Annotated in this window: 12 protein-coding genes; 2 read left to right on the top strand and 10 right to left on the bottom strand. The window is 60.8% G+C overall.

Annotated elements, in window-relative coordinates; genetic code table 11:
- Nucleotides 1–457: 457 nt before the first annotated feature.
- The 8 genes from BEQ56_02500 to BEQ56_02465 form a co-directional block, all read right to left on the bottom strand.
- Complete coding sequence (locus tag BEQ56_02500) at nt 458–898, bottom strand: DNA starvation/stationary phase protection protein (protein ID AOH42448.1); 441 nt, start codon at nt 896–898, stop codon at nt 458–460.
- Between the two features lie 170 nt (nt 899–1,068).
- Nucleotides 1,069–3,687 (bottom strand): ribonucleotide reductase, encoded by a 2,619-nt coding sequence (locus BEQ56_02495; GenBank protein ID AOH42447.1) that lies wholly within the window; start codon nt 3,685–3,687, stop codon nt 1,069–1,071.
- A 35-nt stretch (nt 3,688–3,722) separates the two neighbouring features.
- A complete protein-coding gene (locus BEQ56_02490) occupies nt 3,723–4,181 on the bottom strand; it encodes a transcriptional regulator NrdR (GenBank protein AOH44366.1) in 459 nt (152 codons plus the stop codon).
- 121 nt (nt 4,182–4,302) lie between these two features.
- Nucleotides 4,303–4,506 carry a hypothetical protein gene (locus BEQ56_02485; protein ID AOH42446.1) on the bottom strand — a complete coding sequence of 68 codons (204 nt, stop codon included), beginning with the start codon at nt 4,504–4,506 and terminating at the stop codon, nt 4,303–4,305.
- Between the two features lie 177 nt (nt 4,507–4,683).
- The gene (locus BEQ56_02480) at nt 4,684–6,327 is read right to left on the bottom strand and encodes a hypothetical protein (protein AOH42445.1); all 1,644 of its coding nucleotides are present in this window, start codon (nt 6,325–6,327) and stop codon (nt 4,684–4,686) included.
- Entirely contained in the window at nt 6,324–8,147 is a 1,824-nt protein-coding gene (locus BEQ56_02475; protein ID AOH42444.1) for a hypothetical protein, read from the bottom strand. Before BEQ56_02475 ends, BEQ56_02480 begins: the two co-directional genes overlap by 4 nt.
- Entirely contained in the window at nt 8,134–9,117 is a 984-nt protein-coding gene (locus BEQ56_02470) for a hypothetical protein (GenBank protein ID AOH42443.1), read from the bottom strand. Before BEQ56_02470 ends, BEQ56_02475 begins: the two co-directional genes overlap by 14 nt.
- Before the next feature lie 16 nt (nt 9,118–9,133).
- Nucleotides 9,134–11,647, bottom strand: a complete 2,514-nt coding sequence (locus BEQ56_02465) for a hypothetical protein (protein ID AOH42442.1) — start codon at nt 11,645–11,647, stop codon at nt 9,134–9,136.
- A gap of 100 nt (nt 11,648–11,747) precedes the next feature.
- Between BEQ56_02465 and BEQ56_02460 the strand changes: the two genes are divergently transcribed.
- Both BEQ56_02460 and BEQ56_02455 read left to right on the top strand, forming a co-directional pair.
- Nucleotides 11,748–12,548: a 1-(5-phosphoribosyl)-5-amino-4-imidazole-carboxylate carboxylase gene (locus tag BEQ56_02460; GenBank protein ID AOH44365.1), complete on the top strand. Its 801-nt coding sequence runs from the start codon at nt 11,748–11,750 to the stop codon at nt 12,546–12,548.
- Nucleotides 12,545–13,381, top strand: a complete 837-nt coding sequence (locus tag BEQ56_02455) for a TIGR00268 family protein (protein ID AOH42441.1) — start codon at nt 12,545–12,547, stop codon at nt 13,379–13,381. The genes BEQ56_02460 and BEQ56_02455 overlap by 4 nt, the downstream gene beginning before the upstream one ends.
- Before the next feature lie 6 nt (nt 13,382–13,387).
- Here BEQ56_02455 and BEQ56_02450 read toward each other — a convergent pair whose 3' ends face one another.
- Nucleotides 13,388–13,729, bottom strand: a complete 342-nt coding sequence (locus BEQ56_02450; GenBank protein AOH42440.1) for an addiction module toxin RelE — start codon at nt 13,727–13,729, stop codon at nt 13,388–13,390.
- A complete protein-coding gene (locus BEQ56_02445) occupies nt 13,683–13,946 on the bottom strand; it encodes a prevent-host-death protein (GenBank protein AOH42439.1) in 264 nt (87 codons plus the stop codon). The genes BEQ56_02450 and BEQ56_02445 overlap by 47 nt, the downstream gene beginning before the upstream one ends.
- Nucleotides 13,947–13,953 lie beyond the last annotated feature (7 nt).

The following is a 13,953-nucleotide window of genomic DNA, read 5'->3' as shown; positions in this document are numbered from 1 at the left end:
TAAAATTCTCAGCCTGACGCAGGAATCGTCAGGCTGAGCGGTCTAAAGAAAAGGGAGTAAAAATGTCAAGATATCAACCGCACTATCGGAGGCACCCAAAATTTGCGGTCATTGATCGCGTCAGGGAAACACGCGTTCAGGAGAACCGTATCCGGAACCCAGTTCGCTTGGGAGGAGCTACCTGATGAATTCCGGCCGATCGTCAGGATATGCCTTTCGATCGAACGATCCGTTTGCCATTGACACTATTAGTTATACCTAACTAATCGGATCCTGTCAAGTGTGAATCCGTTTTAAGTTATGACGTTTTGTGAAAAACGAGCCATTGCCCCGGACACTGCGCTGAAACTCCGATAAAACGGATCCGCGGCGTCCCGCTGGATCCGGAAGGACCCCATAAAAAGATTCGGCCCGCACCTCATCAGAGCGGGCCGAGCCATTCCACAAACGCTTTCGCTTACGCAGCCGCCAGAATCGACTTCACGAACCAGATCCGCTTGTTGTAGCTTTCGATCTGATCCTCGAATAAAGCCGCGGAGGTAAACCACCCTTCGGCGTCGCAGGCGTTCCGCAGCGCGTTCGCTTCCTCACGCAGCGCCTTCAGATCGGCCAGCACCACCTCAAAAGCTTCGCGGCAGTCAAAAACCGTTTTTTCGCCTTCGGAAATCGTCGCGTTCTTCAGATAATCCGCCAGCCGGGAATCCGGCGTGACGTCATTCATTTTCAAAATTTCCGCGACCGCGTCAAAAAACTCGAACGTTTCGTCATACAGCTCTTCGGTGTACTCATGAACCCGGACAAACTGCGTCCCCACCGTATTCCAGTGAACGTTGTGCAGCTTGAAGGTAACGACGGCTAAATTGGCCAGATACTGATTAAATTCTTTTACAAGCTTCATAAGATCCCTTTCTTGTCCTAAAGCGCAGTCATCCGCGCCGTTGTTGTCGCATTGAGTATAACATCATCATCCCTTACAGATTCCCGACTTGTAACTATTTCAACATTAAGAAAACATTAATCGGAACGTCCGCCCCGGCCAATCCAACTTATCACGAATCGCGCCGTTCCTTAGCACTCAGAATATCCACAGCTATAACACTTCCGGCAACCTTCCTCGTTGATCACCGACGCCTCGCCGCATTCAGGGCATAAATCGCCGATCCGCATGAAGCCCGCGGAATCCTCGTTCAGCGCGCCGGCAGGCCCGGATTCGCGGGTCTCCCCCGCTCGTGAAATCGGACCCGACGCCGCGGTCCGGAAGCCTTCCTCGGCCGCGATCCGCTCGCGCCGCTCGCGGACATAGTCCAGGAGCGTCGTCGCCAACCCGTCCGGAAGCGAGCGAACGCGGTTGGGGCCAAAACCGAGCGAACGACCGCCGCCGATATCATGAAGCTGATCCGCGATATCCTTCAGCCGCCGAACCGGTTCAACCGGCGAAGCCATCCGCAGGTTATACGAGATCAGCCGCCCGATCGCCTCCGAAATCGCCGAAGTCTCCGATCCTGCTTTGGCCGTATTGATAAAAACCTCGAACGGCTGGTCGCCGCCGTTTTCGTTAATCGTAATAAACGATTTTCCGATCGGCGTATCGCTTTTATACGTAAAGCCACGAAGGGAGCGCGGACGCGGCTTCTTAATATCATGCCACAAGCGCATCTGCTGTCCCTCTTCACCAGCCGGAACGGCAAGCATCGCCGGCTCGTCCGGTGCCTCCGCGCCGTCCGTCTTCTTTTCCATCGTCGACCGCGTCTCTAAAACAACCTTGTCGCGCGATCCGGTAATATACACCGTCGTCCCCTTGCAACCAAGCTTCCACGCCATCTTATACGCGTCGGCAACCTCCTCAACCGTCGTACCAGCCGGGAAATTAACCGTTTTGGACAGACTGTTATCAACGAACGCCTGGAGCGCCGCCTGCGTACGGATATGCTCGACCGCGGTAATATCCGCGGAAACGACGAAGGTATTCCGGATCTCGTCGGGAAGCTCCAGGATCGACTGGCAGCTGCCCTCCGACATGACCTGATTGACGATCGACTGCCGCTGTTCCTCCGATAGCCCGGACTGGACCAGCGCCGCTTCGAACTGCGGCGAGGCGTAGGTCAGCAGGACGTCCTTCCCGTTATCGTTCATGTGACGAATATACGCCAGCGCGAAAACCGGTTCGCAGCCGTACCCTTCGCAGCCGATCACCGTCGCGATCGTTCCCGTCGGCGCGATCGTCAGCTGCGCCGCGTTTCGGATCCCGTTTTCCCGAAGCTCAGCCGCAATCTCGTCCCAATCGACCGCCGGCCGGCCAAAATCGCAGCGGTACGGCGCGATCGGCTTCGGCGCGGTCCATTTCAAAGCCTTCGGATCGTAGACGGACCCCTGAATTGCTTTAAACGCGCCGCGCTCCTTCGCCAGCCTCATGCTTTCCTTCATCGTATGAAAGCGGATAAACTCGATGACCTGAGCGGCGAACTCCTGACCTTCGTCCGAGCCGTAGCGGATCCGGTTCATGTACATCATATCCGCCAGCCCCATAATCCCCAGCCCGATCCGGCGCGCGGTCAACGCCGCGGTCCGCAGCTGCGGAACGGCGGGAACGTAAGCGTTCGCGTCAATAACGTCATCCAGAAAACGCGTCGCCGTTTGGACCGATTCGCGAAGCGCAGCCCAGTCGATCGAGCCGTCCTCTTTGCCATGCCGCGCAAGGTTAATCGACCCCAGACAGCAGTTCTCATACGGTCCGAGCCATTGCTCGCCGCAGGGATTCGTCGATTCCAGCCGGTACAGGTTCGGAATCGGATTTTCCCGATTCGCCGCGTCGACGAAAAGGACCCCCGGCTCGCCGTTGTGATGCGCCTGCGTCACGATCAGGTCGAACAGCTCGCGGGCGCGCAGCGTCTTGAAAACGCGGACCGGCAGCCCCGCCTTCAACGCGTCGGACACATCGCCGTCAAAATCAGCAGGGAAATCCGGCGCGGTCAGATCAGGATAAACGAGGTTCCAATCGGCGTCAGCTTCAACCGCGCGCATGAAATCGTCGGTCATCGCGACAGATAAATTGAAATTGGTAATCGCGTTCTCGCTCGTTTTGCAGGTAACGAACTCTTCGATATCCGGATGATCCACGCGTAAAACCGCCATGTTGGCGCCGCGGCGGGATCCCCCCTGCGCGACCTCGTTGAACGCATGGTCATACACGCGTAAAAAGCCGACCGGACCGGTCGCTTTTCCGGCGGACGACCGAACGATCATGCCCTTCGGACGGAGGCGCGAAAATGAAAATCCGTTTCCGCCGCCGGTCTGCTGAATGAGCGCGGCGTCGCGGAGCGTCTGAAAAATTCCGGTCGATTTTTTACCCATGTCGTCGCTGATCGGGAGCACGAAACAGGCGGCCAGCTGACCCAGCGGCGTTCCTGCGCCGGTAAACGTCGGCGAATTCGGGAAAAATTTCCGCGTCGTCATCAGCGAATAAAACTGCTTCGCCCGGTCTATGACGCCGCCGCCGTAATTCGCCTCAACCGCCGCGATATTATACGCAACCCGCCAGAACATCTCGTCAACCGTTTCGACCGGTTCGTCGTTCGCCCCACGGCGCAGGTAACGCTTCCGCAGAACTTGAATTGAATTGTCGCTCAGCTCGATCCTGGGTAAACCCTCCGGAAGCGGAGGAATAGCGGTCAGTTCCGATTTTCCCATCTGCCTTCACCAAACCTTTCCATAAGCGCTGTCGTTTATAAACCTTCGGAAGTCAGCCGATCGATTTCAGCCCGAATCGCGGATAAATCGTCCAGCTTGAAATAGACGATCGCGTAGCGAATATAGGCGATCGGATCGATCGTCTTCAGTCCGGCGATGACCTTGTCGCCGATCGTCCGGGAGTTGATTTCCCGTCTGGTAGAATTCTGTAAATCGCGTTCAATCTCGTCGACGAGCGCGTCGATCCGTCCGGCCGGAACCGGCCGCTTCGCGCAGGCAATCCGAATCCCGCGCGCCAGCTTATCCCGGCTGAACGTCTGCCGCGAGCCGTCCTCCTTGATCACCATCGGCATTCCAAGGCTGGAACGTTCATACGTATTAAATCGCTTTTTACAGCTGACGCACTGCCGGCGACGCTGAACAACCGTGCCGTCGCACTTCTCGCCCGTATCGATTACACGGGTCTTTTCTGCACCGCAAAACGGACAAATCATCTGACGCTCTCCTGAAATCAAATCCGCAGACAAAATCACCATCTGCGCAAACATTTGTTCTATTATACTCGCCTTTATGAAATCGGCCCATCCAACATGACGCCCGGAACCTCCAATCGGATCAACCCCTTTCGCCGGTCCCGTTTCGAAGCCTCAGGATCCCGATCGCCGCCGCCTTGCCAGCCGCAGCGCGCCGGGCCAATTTCGCGTTTCCATTTTTGCTATATATAGGGTTTCGCATAACCGATTTCCCTGCATATAGCGCAAAATAAATTTTAGCATAGAACCCGCGCAGGCTCAAACCGGCCGTATATTTTCGGTACACAGGCAAAACCGTATCGCCGCACGCCTGTATTTTGGTCTTTCAGCCGCGAAAATTTCGAAGAAACGGAGCGGAACCCCAGCGCTATAGCAGCGTCCGCCCGCCCGAATTGATGACATCCTTATTTTTTCATGACTTTCTTCCCGTTCTCACGACAGGACAGGAGAAACGCCTTCGCCTTTATGGAACCGGGTCGAAGCGGTAAATCTTCCCGTCGCCGCCGTCGTAAACGAGCGTCAGCCCCTCGGTCAGCCGCTTCGCAAGCTCCGCGCCGTTTCCGCCGTAAAGCTCGGCCAGCTGATCTTCAAAACTGTCGAAAAGGACGAGGATCCCGTCCGGCGCGAGAATCGCCGCCCGCGCCGGATCTCCCGTGGCGGCGGTTCTGTCGCTGAACGACGGCGGGAACGGATCGCCCGCGCCGGCGTAAATCTCGCGCAGCTGCCAGATCGGACGCTCAAGGTACAGCCGCAGCGCCGTTTCCTCGTTCGAAACAATCACGCTGTCGCCGCCCATCCGCGTTTTCAGCGCCGCGATCGTCTCCGATTCCCGCCAGCCCGGCGCGTCGAAGGCGAAACCGGAAACAGCGTTCTGGCGCGCGATCCGGACGGTTCTCAGCGTAAAAAACCCGACGGCCAGCAGCGCGCAAAGCGCCGTCACCGCGAAGCCGGCTTTCGTCCGCGCCTCCCGCGCCGTCCAATCCGACCCGACCAACAGCGAAAAAACCACGATCGCCGCAATGTGCGCCGGAAGGAACATGCGCTGGCCGATCGTAATCGGCGGATACGTCCTTACCGAAACCGCGCCGATCAGCGCGATATATCCCAGTATAAACGCGGCCGCCGCCAGCAGCAGCGTATTCGACGGCTCGTCCCGGTCCCTGCCGCCCCCGATGCGAACCGTCGCCGCAGCGATCAGGACAATCAGCAGCAGCCCGATCAGCAGCAGCGCAGCCGCCAGGGCCGGAAATTCCCGCCAATCGAGCCTCGCCAACCATGATTCTGGAACGAACCAACCCTGAATTACGATCCCCATCTCCCGCAGGTAGCGAAAAATTTCATGCGTCAGCTCCGAACGGTCAAGAAGCGAACGGGACGCGGTCGTCGCCGTCACCGCATGATCATACGCCATCCATCCCCCCAACGGGAGCAGCGACGCCGCCCCATAAAGGAACGCCGCGAAAACGCGGCGCGCCGCCGTCCGGCTCCGGCCGAGGATCAGCGTCAGTCCCGCTCCGGCGATCGGGACAAGGATCATCGAGTAGCGCGTCGCCGCCGCCGCCGCCGCGCAGCCGATCGACAACGCAAACGACGCCCCGCAGCCCTCCGCCTCAAAAGAACGCAGCAGGAACGCCAGCGCTCCCACCGCGAATAAATTCGCCAGCGGCTCGGACATCGCCCATGAATACCCGGGAACCAGAATCGGCGACCCCGCCAGCAGCCCGCCGCAGAGCCAGCCGACGTACCAGCGCTTCGCCGCCCGCCCGACGCCCCAGCTGACCAACGCGATCATCAGCATAAAGCAGGCCAGATTGATCAGCTTCGCCGCCGAAAGGATTTCCATTCCGAGCTTCGCGAAACCGGCGAGGACGATCGGATAAAACGGCGGGAAATAGGGGATCAGGCGGAACGTACCGTCCGGCTGGATCAGTCCGATCCCGCGCCCGGCGGCAAAATTCCGCGCCGATTCGAGATAAATAACCGCGTCGCCGCCGATCCCGACTGACTGCGACATGCTCACCCACAGCAGGAGCGCGCCGGCGAACGCGCTTCCAAGCGCGCCAGCCCAAAGCAGCGATGAATTTGAATTTTTTATCCGGAGCCTCATTCGTCCTCCTGAAAACCCATGACGATCACGTCCGCGTCCTGATACAGGCGGATCAGTCCGAGCGCTTCCGCCCGTTCGCCCGTCGCGACCTGGACGGCGGCGCGTTCCGCTTCCGGGAGCGCGTCGTCGCGTTCGAGAATGAAATAACCGACGCCCAGTTCCTTCGCGAGCTGAAGCGCCTCCATGGAAGGAAACGTCTCCATGACCGGGCGAATTTTTCGATACTGCGCCGTCGGGAAAGCGTTGAAAAAGCCGCCGACGAACGGCTTCCCATGAATCAGCGTAGCGTACGTCGCCGCCTGATCGTCGTTCAGCGCGAACGGCAGCCGCATGACCGCGCCTTCGCCCGCTTCTCCCGCCAGCCAGAGATCGACCGGACGCGGCGCGATTTCGGCGCGCTCCGGAAACGATTTCGGATAAAAATCGAGGACGCAGATTAAAATCAGGCCCAGAAAAAGTGCCGTGCCATATCGCCGCCGGGTCCGACCGAGGAGCCGGGCCGCGCCCAACCCTGCGCCAACGGCGACGAACAGTCCGGTAAACAGGCCGAAACGCATCGTCGCCCGGATCTTCGCGTAAAACGGAACGAACCGGAACAGGAAATATCCGGGGAGAAGGAGCGGGAGCGATCCGCGCCCCAGCCGCTCCGCCAGCGCCGACGGCAGCGGCAGTTCGACCGGACGCTCGTTCCAATGCAGATCGGTCCCCATCGCCAGAAGCGCGCTGAGAAGAACGCCGGCAGAGAGCAGGAACCAGAGCCAGCGCGTCCGTTCCCCTCCCGGGCGCCGCCGCAGCGTCAGACCGACGAAAAAGAGCGCCAGCGCCGCGACCCCGAGGTATAACGTCGATTCGATCCAGAGGTCCCGACGAAATATCGAGCCGACGCGCCCGCCCCAGGCGAAATGCGTCGTCGCCGGCAGGAAGAAATCGCTGACCGACGCGGAATACTGCCGAACGGCGGAAAGATCGCGGTCGGGGAGCGCGCCCGAAGCGTTCAGCGTCAGGAACGGCGCCTCCGCGACGATCAGGAGCGGAAGCGAAAAAACGACGAAAGCCGCGAGCGTCTTCCAGAACGCCGCCGATCGGAACCGCTTTCGGTCCCGAAGGACCAGCGTCAGGATCATCAGCGACCCGGAAAGAAATATCAGCATGAACGCGTAATACTGAGAGCAGAGAGCGGTCAGCCCCAGCCCCAACGCAGCGAGCAGCGCCGGCCACAGCGCAGCGCGCCCGTCCGCGCGATCCGCCCGCAGAATCTCGAACCAGCCCCAGAAAAAAAGCGGAAGCCACTGCGTCCCGGACAGGTTCAGGTGACCCGCCAGAAAATGCGCCTGACGATACGGGAGACAGGCGAAAATCACGCCGGAAAGGAAACCGGCGCGGCGCGATCCGGTCAGCGACGCGACCCAATGATAGCAGAACCAGCCCGACAGCGCGAAGCTGATCAGCAGCGCTGCGTTATACCCGAACGTCTCGCCGCCCAAGAGCGCGAACGGGACCGCGATCGCCAGCTGCGCCGGAGCAATTTCGGTAGACGCCAACGACCAGCCCGCCGGATAATTCAGGAACCAGACATTCATCGGATCGACGCCGAGCGAAAAATACGCCTTCTTAAACCAGCCGACCAGCCAGATAAAATAGATATTGTCGCCAATCCGGCCGATAATCCCGTCCGTCAACGTCGCCCAAAGCGGGCGGGTAAACGCAATCGCGAGGATCAGATACGCCAGGAGCGCGCCCGCGTCCAGCAGGATCAACCGGGGCGGCTTCCGGCGACAAAGCGCGCTCTCCGCTCCTGCGCCCCGTTTACAGCCGGACAAAGCGCTCCTCCGTCATCGACGTCCGCACAGCCTCAATCATCCGCATCACGCGAATCCCGTCGCCGACCGTGCAGGACGGTTCCGCAGTACGACGCGCCACGGCAATAAATTCACGCGCCTCTTCCAGGAAGAGCCAGTTCCGCTCGAACCCCGCCGGCGGCGTCCAGAGATCCGGCGTCCGCCCCGGCTTCAGGACGCAGACCTGCCCGTCGTCGTTCCGCCAGCGGATAACGCCCTCGCTGCCGACGATCTCCATGTCGTTCCGCGCCGCACGGCGAAAATAGTCCAGATGAATCGAGCCGACAATCCCTGTCTCATGCCGGATCCCGATCTCGGCCAGATCGTCGACCTCAAGCTCCAGATTGGAAACCTTACCGCTGTAGCCCCAGAGCTGAGCCGGTTCGCCGAAGAGCCAGGCGCTATAGTCGAGCGGATGGCAGAGGGTCCGCAGCACGCCGCCGCCTAAATCCGCGCGCGCCGCGTACGAGCGGCGGTAATCCTCCCACGGGTGCCATTCCGGGAGGTATTCGCCCCAGTGGATCCGGTAGGAAAGGACGCGTCCGATCGTATTTTCCGCAATCAGGCTGCGTACCTGGATCAGGCCAGGATGATACCGGTACTGAAACCCCATCAGGAAGCGATCCGCCCCCGCTTCAAGCGCCGCCCGCTCCGCGAGAACCGGTTGAAGCCCGCCGTCGATCGGCTTTTCCATCAAAACAGCGCAGCCGGCCGCCAACGCCGGCAGCGCAACCGCCAGATGCAGCGCGGTGGGGTTCGCGACGACGACGCCGTCGGGGCAATAGGAAAGCCCTGCTTCGATCGTCCTGACAACGGGAACATCTTTGATCTCATCCTCGGGGAGCGTACTGCGTCCCGAACGCAATAACACCAGATCCTCCTGCCCCAGGGCGCGCAGGTTGCGTAAATGCCGGCGGCCGATCGATCCGTATCCAGCGACTAAAAATCTCATCTTGACATCCTTTCCCTTATTCCTTCCGCCGCGGCCCGCTTTGAATCAGCGCGGATTTATCCCCCGCCTCGACCAGGACCAGCGACACATCCGTCACCGCGCCGTCCGTCTTCCCGGCAATCCAAACCGTCGCGTTATCCGGGAAAAAAGCCGGCGCGGCGTCCGTCCTGAGGCGCATCGTTCCAAACCCTCCCGGCGACAGCGTCAGAAACATCAGCCGTCCCTCCGGCGCGGCGTCATAGCCAACCTTCGCGCTCTCCGGTTCGCCGCTCCCCGGCTCGTAATAGCGCGGATAAATCGCGATCGCGCTCCGCAGGTAATCATACGCCGCGGCATCCGTTTCGCTCAGCCCTAATTTCGCCGCGACTTCCGCGCGCCCCGCCGGTACGAGCGTCGCTGGGAACAGTCGCCCCGCCAGCGGAAGCGCCGCTCCGAGGAGCGCCAACACCGCCGCTAAAGCGAAGACGCCGCGACTTCCAAAAGAACGGAGCGAACAGGGCGGGAAAACGTCCACGCGCCGCCGGACCGGACGCCATCCGGCCGCGCGCGTCAGGTCGTCGCGAAGCTCCGCCAGCGCCGTCCCGAAGTAAAGCAGCATCGCCCAATCCATCGGGATCAGGTAACGTCCCGCGGAATAACGGCCCAGCGCCGTGCTGAAATGAAAAACGATCAGCCCGATCGCCGGAAGGCAGCCGCGCCGCCCCCGTTTCCGGACGGCGGCGGCGATCCCATACGCCGCCAACAGGCAGCCGGCAACCATCCCGATCGAAACGACGGCGGGCGTTTCCGACGCCAGCCCCGTTTCCCAGAACGCCGTTCCGCCGCCCAGCTCGTCATATCGCGAAAGCGCCGTCCGAACCGGGAAAAGGCGAACCGACGCGATCAGCGCGTTGAAAAAATGCGCGATGACGAACGAAGCGATTTCTTCCGGATAGCCCGCTATATTCCGCCGGATCGCGGCGGAAAGCTTCTCCTGATAAGCCCCGTCGCTCATCCCGTCCTCGCGCGACAGGTCGAACCCGCCGATATTGTAGCTGGCGGCCAGCTCTCCTGTCTGGGTCCGCGGATGATCAAAGACGAACGAGCCGGTGATTACGCGGCTGCGGATCAGCCATGGAGATACGCAGAGCGCCAGCCCCAGAACGAGCCATCCGGCGACGGCCGCGCGCCGCTTCAGCGCAGCGTTCCGGTTCGCGAAAATCGCGGTCGGAAGCGCGACGAGGAGCAGGATCAGGCTCTGCGTTCGGATCAGCGTCAGGATCCCCAGCGCCCCGCCGCTGAGCAGCGCGAAAAACCGCGCGCGCGGCGAACCGGAACGCGCCGCGGCCGCATATTGAATCAACGCCCAGAAAAAAAACGCCGCCGCCAGCGCCGCCGGCAAGTCGGCGAAAAAATACTTCGTGATCGAAACGTTATGCGCGTATGTCGCCGCGAAAATACCATGCGTCTCGCGAAGAATACAAAGCGCGGCCGCCGCGGCGCCCGCCCCGCGGCTATGCAGCGCAGCGCCGACCTGATAGATCACGACCGGAAGCAGCGCTAAAATCAGCGTCTGGCAAACGATCACCGATTCGTAGCGGACGCCGAATGGCAGGTGACACAGCGCCAGGATCAGGATATACAGCGGCCGCGGCGGAATATCCGCGCCCTTGAACCCCATCCCGTTCATCAGCGCGCGCGCGTAATGACCGTAAAAAGCGCCGTCCGAAAACGGGTACGTTTCGAAATTCGGTTCGCGTCCCGGCGGCGAGAAAAACCCATGCTGATTCGGGATCGAAAGCCAGACGAGCGCGGCCGTCAAATAGATCGCGACAGGGATGAGCCATGCCGAATATCGAGCGGCGAATGGAGTCCGAAGGCCGCCCCAGACCGCCAGCCGCAGCGCCGCCAGGAGCAGCGCCCAGACGACCAGAAGATGCCATTCGAGAAGCGGGACCGTCGGCTCGCCCCAGAACGCGTTTTCCTTCGTCAGCCCGAGCCCCGTCCGCCAAACCGTCAGCGCGACCAGCGACATGATCCCGAGCAGCGCAATAAAAATCCGCGCTTTCGTCCGACCCGCCCGTGCCGCCGCCGAATCCGCGAGGAAGGGATAGAGAACCGCGCTCAGCGCCCAAACCGCCAGCGCCGCCGGTTCCAGCCGCGTCAACAGGACCCTGTCCGCAAAAATACCGGCCGTTCCCAAGCGGAGCCGAACGATCAGCGCCGCCCAGACCGCGATCCCCCCGCCGCTGATCAAGGTCGTCAGTACCGCGAACCGGCGCCCGCCGCCAGAAAACGCAGCGCGCAATCCGGACCGGAATCCCGGACGGCTGACGACCGCTCCCGCGAAAATCAACGCCGCGGCCGGCGGAAGCGCCGCCGCCCAACTCAGAAGCGACCTCCGCAGCGGCGGCGCGCCCAGCCGCAACGGTCCCAGCAGCGCCAACGCCAGCGCGCCCGCCGCCAGAACGCCGCCGAGAACGGCGAAGCGCCGAATCCGGACCGAATCCCGATCGATCGTCATGAAGCCCCTTTCCGCTCGCCGCTTCATGTTAGAAGACGCGAGCGCGATAAATCCGTTTATTATTATAAAAGAAGACGGACGGCCGCGCCCGAAGCGCGGAACCGATCCGCCAACGCGAGGGATTATCATGCGCAATCAACAAACGAGCGCCGCCGAAACGCTCGATTTAAGCGACGGCGCGCTCAAAAAAATCTTCGAATCCGTCGCCGCCGGAAGGCTGAGCCCCGACGACGCGCTCGCGCGCTACCGCGAAAAGAAGGCCGAAGCCGTCGGCGAATTCGCCGTCCTCGATACCGACCGCGCGAACCGGACCGGGTTCCCCGAGGTCATCTTCGGACAGGGGAAAAGCGACGACCAGATCGTGACGCTTTTCCGGCGGCTGCGCGCGAAGAATCGCTGCGTCATGGCGACGCGGATCGCCGCCGACGTTTACGGCCGAATCCAGTGCGAGCTTCCCGAAACCGAATATGACCCGCTGGCTAAGATCCTGTATATCCGCGACCCGGAAAAACCGCTTCGTCCCGGGATCACTGTCATCACCGCCGGAACCGCCGACCTGCCGGTCGCCGCCGAAGCGGCGCTGACCGCCGAGCTGATCGGGAACGACGTGCTGCGGATCCAGGACGTCGGCGTCTCCGGGATCCATCGCCTCTTCAACCGGCTCGACGAGATTCGCGCCTCGCGTGTCATCGTCGTCGCCGCAGGGATGGAAGGGGCGCTCGCGAGCGTCGTCGGCGGCCTTGTCAGCTGCCCGGTGATCGCGCTGCCGACGAGCGTCGGGTACGGCGCTTCGTTTAACGGGCTGGCCGCGCTGCTGACGATGCTGAACGCCTGCGCGAATGGGATCGCCGTCGTCAATATCGACAATGGGTTCGGGGCCGGCTATCTTGCCGCAAAAATTAACGCAATGGGCTGCGACGGCGGATGAAACCCGAATTACGCGAAAAATACGAGCGCCTCCGGAAAATCCTGAGCTCGTTCCCGTCCGCGATCGCCGCGTTCTCCGCCGGCGTTGACAGCGCCCTCCTCGCCGTCGTCGCCGCAGACGTCCTGGGCGACCGGTTCAGCGCGCTGACGATCCTTTCGGATTTCAACCCGCCTGAGCTCCGCGCCGCCGCGGAAGCGTTCGCGGCGCGCTTTGGCTTCCGGCATGAATGGATCCGCGTTGAAATCGAAGAAGATCCGGAAATCCTGCGGAATCCGCCCGATCGCTGTTACCGGTGTAAAAAGCTCATGATGGAGCGGATCTGGGCGATCGCCCGGGAACGCGGCGCCGCGGTCGTTATCGAAGGACAGAACGCCGACGACGGAAAGGTTTATCGCCCGGGAAGACGGGCGGTCGAGGAAACCGGAACGCGGTCGCCGCTCGCGGAAGCCGGACTGACCAAGGCGGAAATCCGCGCGCTTTCGAAAGAGCTCGGACTGCCGACCTGGAACGCGCCCGCCTCGCCCTGCCTCGCGACGCGGATCCCGTATAACGTACCGATCCGGCGGGCCGATCTCGATCGGATCGCCGAAGCGGAGCGCAGCGTCAGGGAGCTCGGGATTGCGGACTGCCGCGTCCGGCTGATCGCCGGGATCGCCGTGATCGAAGTCGCGCCGGAGGACATGGAGACGGTTCTCAGCGCCAGGGAGGCGCTGAATACGCGGCTGCGCGCGCTCGACTTTGAGCGCTGCGTCCTCGATTTAAGGGGGTACCGAAGCGGGAGCTTTGACGGCGGATTAATGACGCGGCCTGGAGCGCAGCGTGGAAAGCGGTGAATTTTTTTAGAAATTGCGCCGCATATTCCACACACCTAAAATATGTATTTCTCTCTTCTCATCCAACACTTGATAAAGAATGCAATAATTTTTTACAAACAACTGTCGAAAGCCTCGGTCTGCATAGGCAGCTTTACGACAAATTGAACCTCGATCCGGAAAATCTTCCAACCTATAAAAAGCGGATTCCAATTCATTAATTGTGCGCAATACGATATCAGGCTCTGAAAGGCTTTCCGCAATGTAAGCATAAATCGAATCCAAATCACGATAAGCCCGAGCGTAGATCTTTACAAGATACTTATCCAAAATATTTCCTACGTAGAGAAGAAAGCGCGTCCCGCGCATCTAATAGAACGCCGTTCTCGGCGAACTCCTCTTCAGCTTCGCGGATCACGGTATCGATCTGCGACGTTTCAAACATTTCCTCGTAAACTTCTATACTCATGACCACCAGATCACCATAGCCATTCTTCGTGATAAAGAGCGGCTCTTTCTTTTCGTGACAAAGGTTCGATATTTCCGTAGTATTTCTAAGATGTGTAATGGGTTTGATCATCGGCATATTTCAC

The sequence above is a fragment of the Anaerolineaceae bacterium oral taxon 439 genome, from assembly GCA_001717545.1.
Lineage (GTDB): Bacteria > Chloroflexota > Anaerolineae > Anaerolineales > Anaerolineaceae > Flexilinea.
Note: the sequence above shows the minus strand (reverse complement) of the source record. Positions and strands in the feature narration are given on the sequence as shown.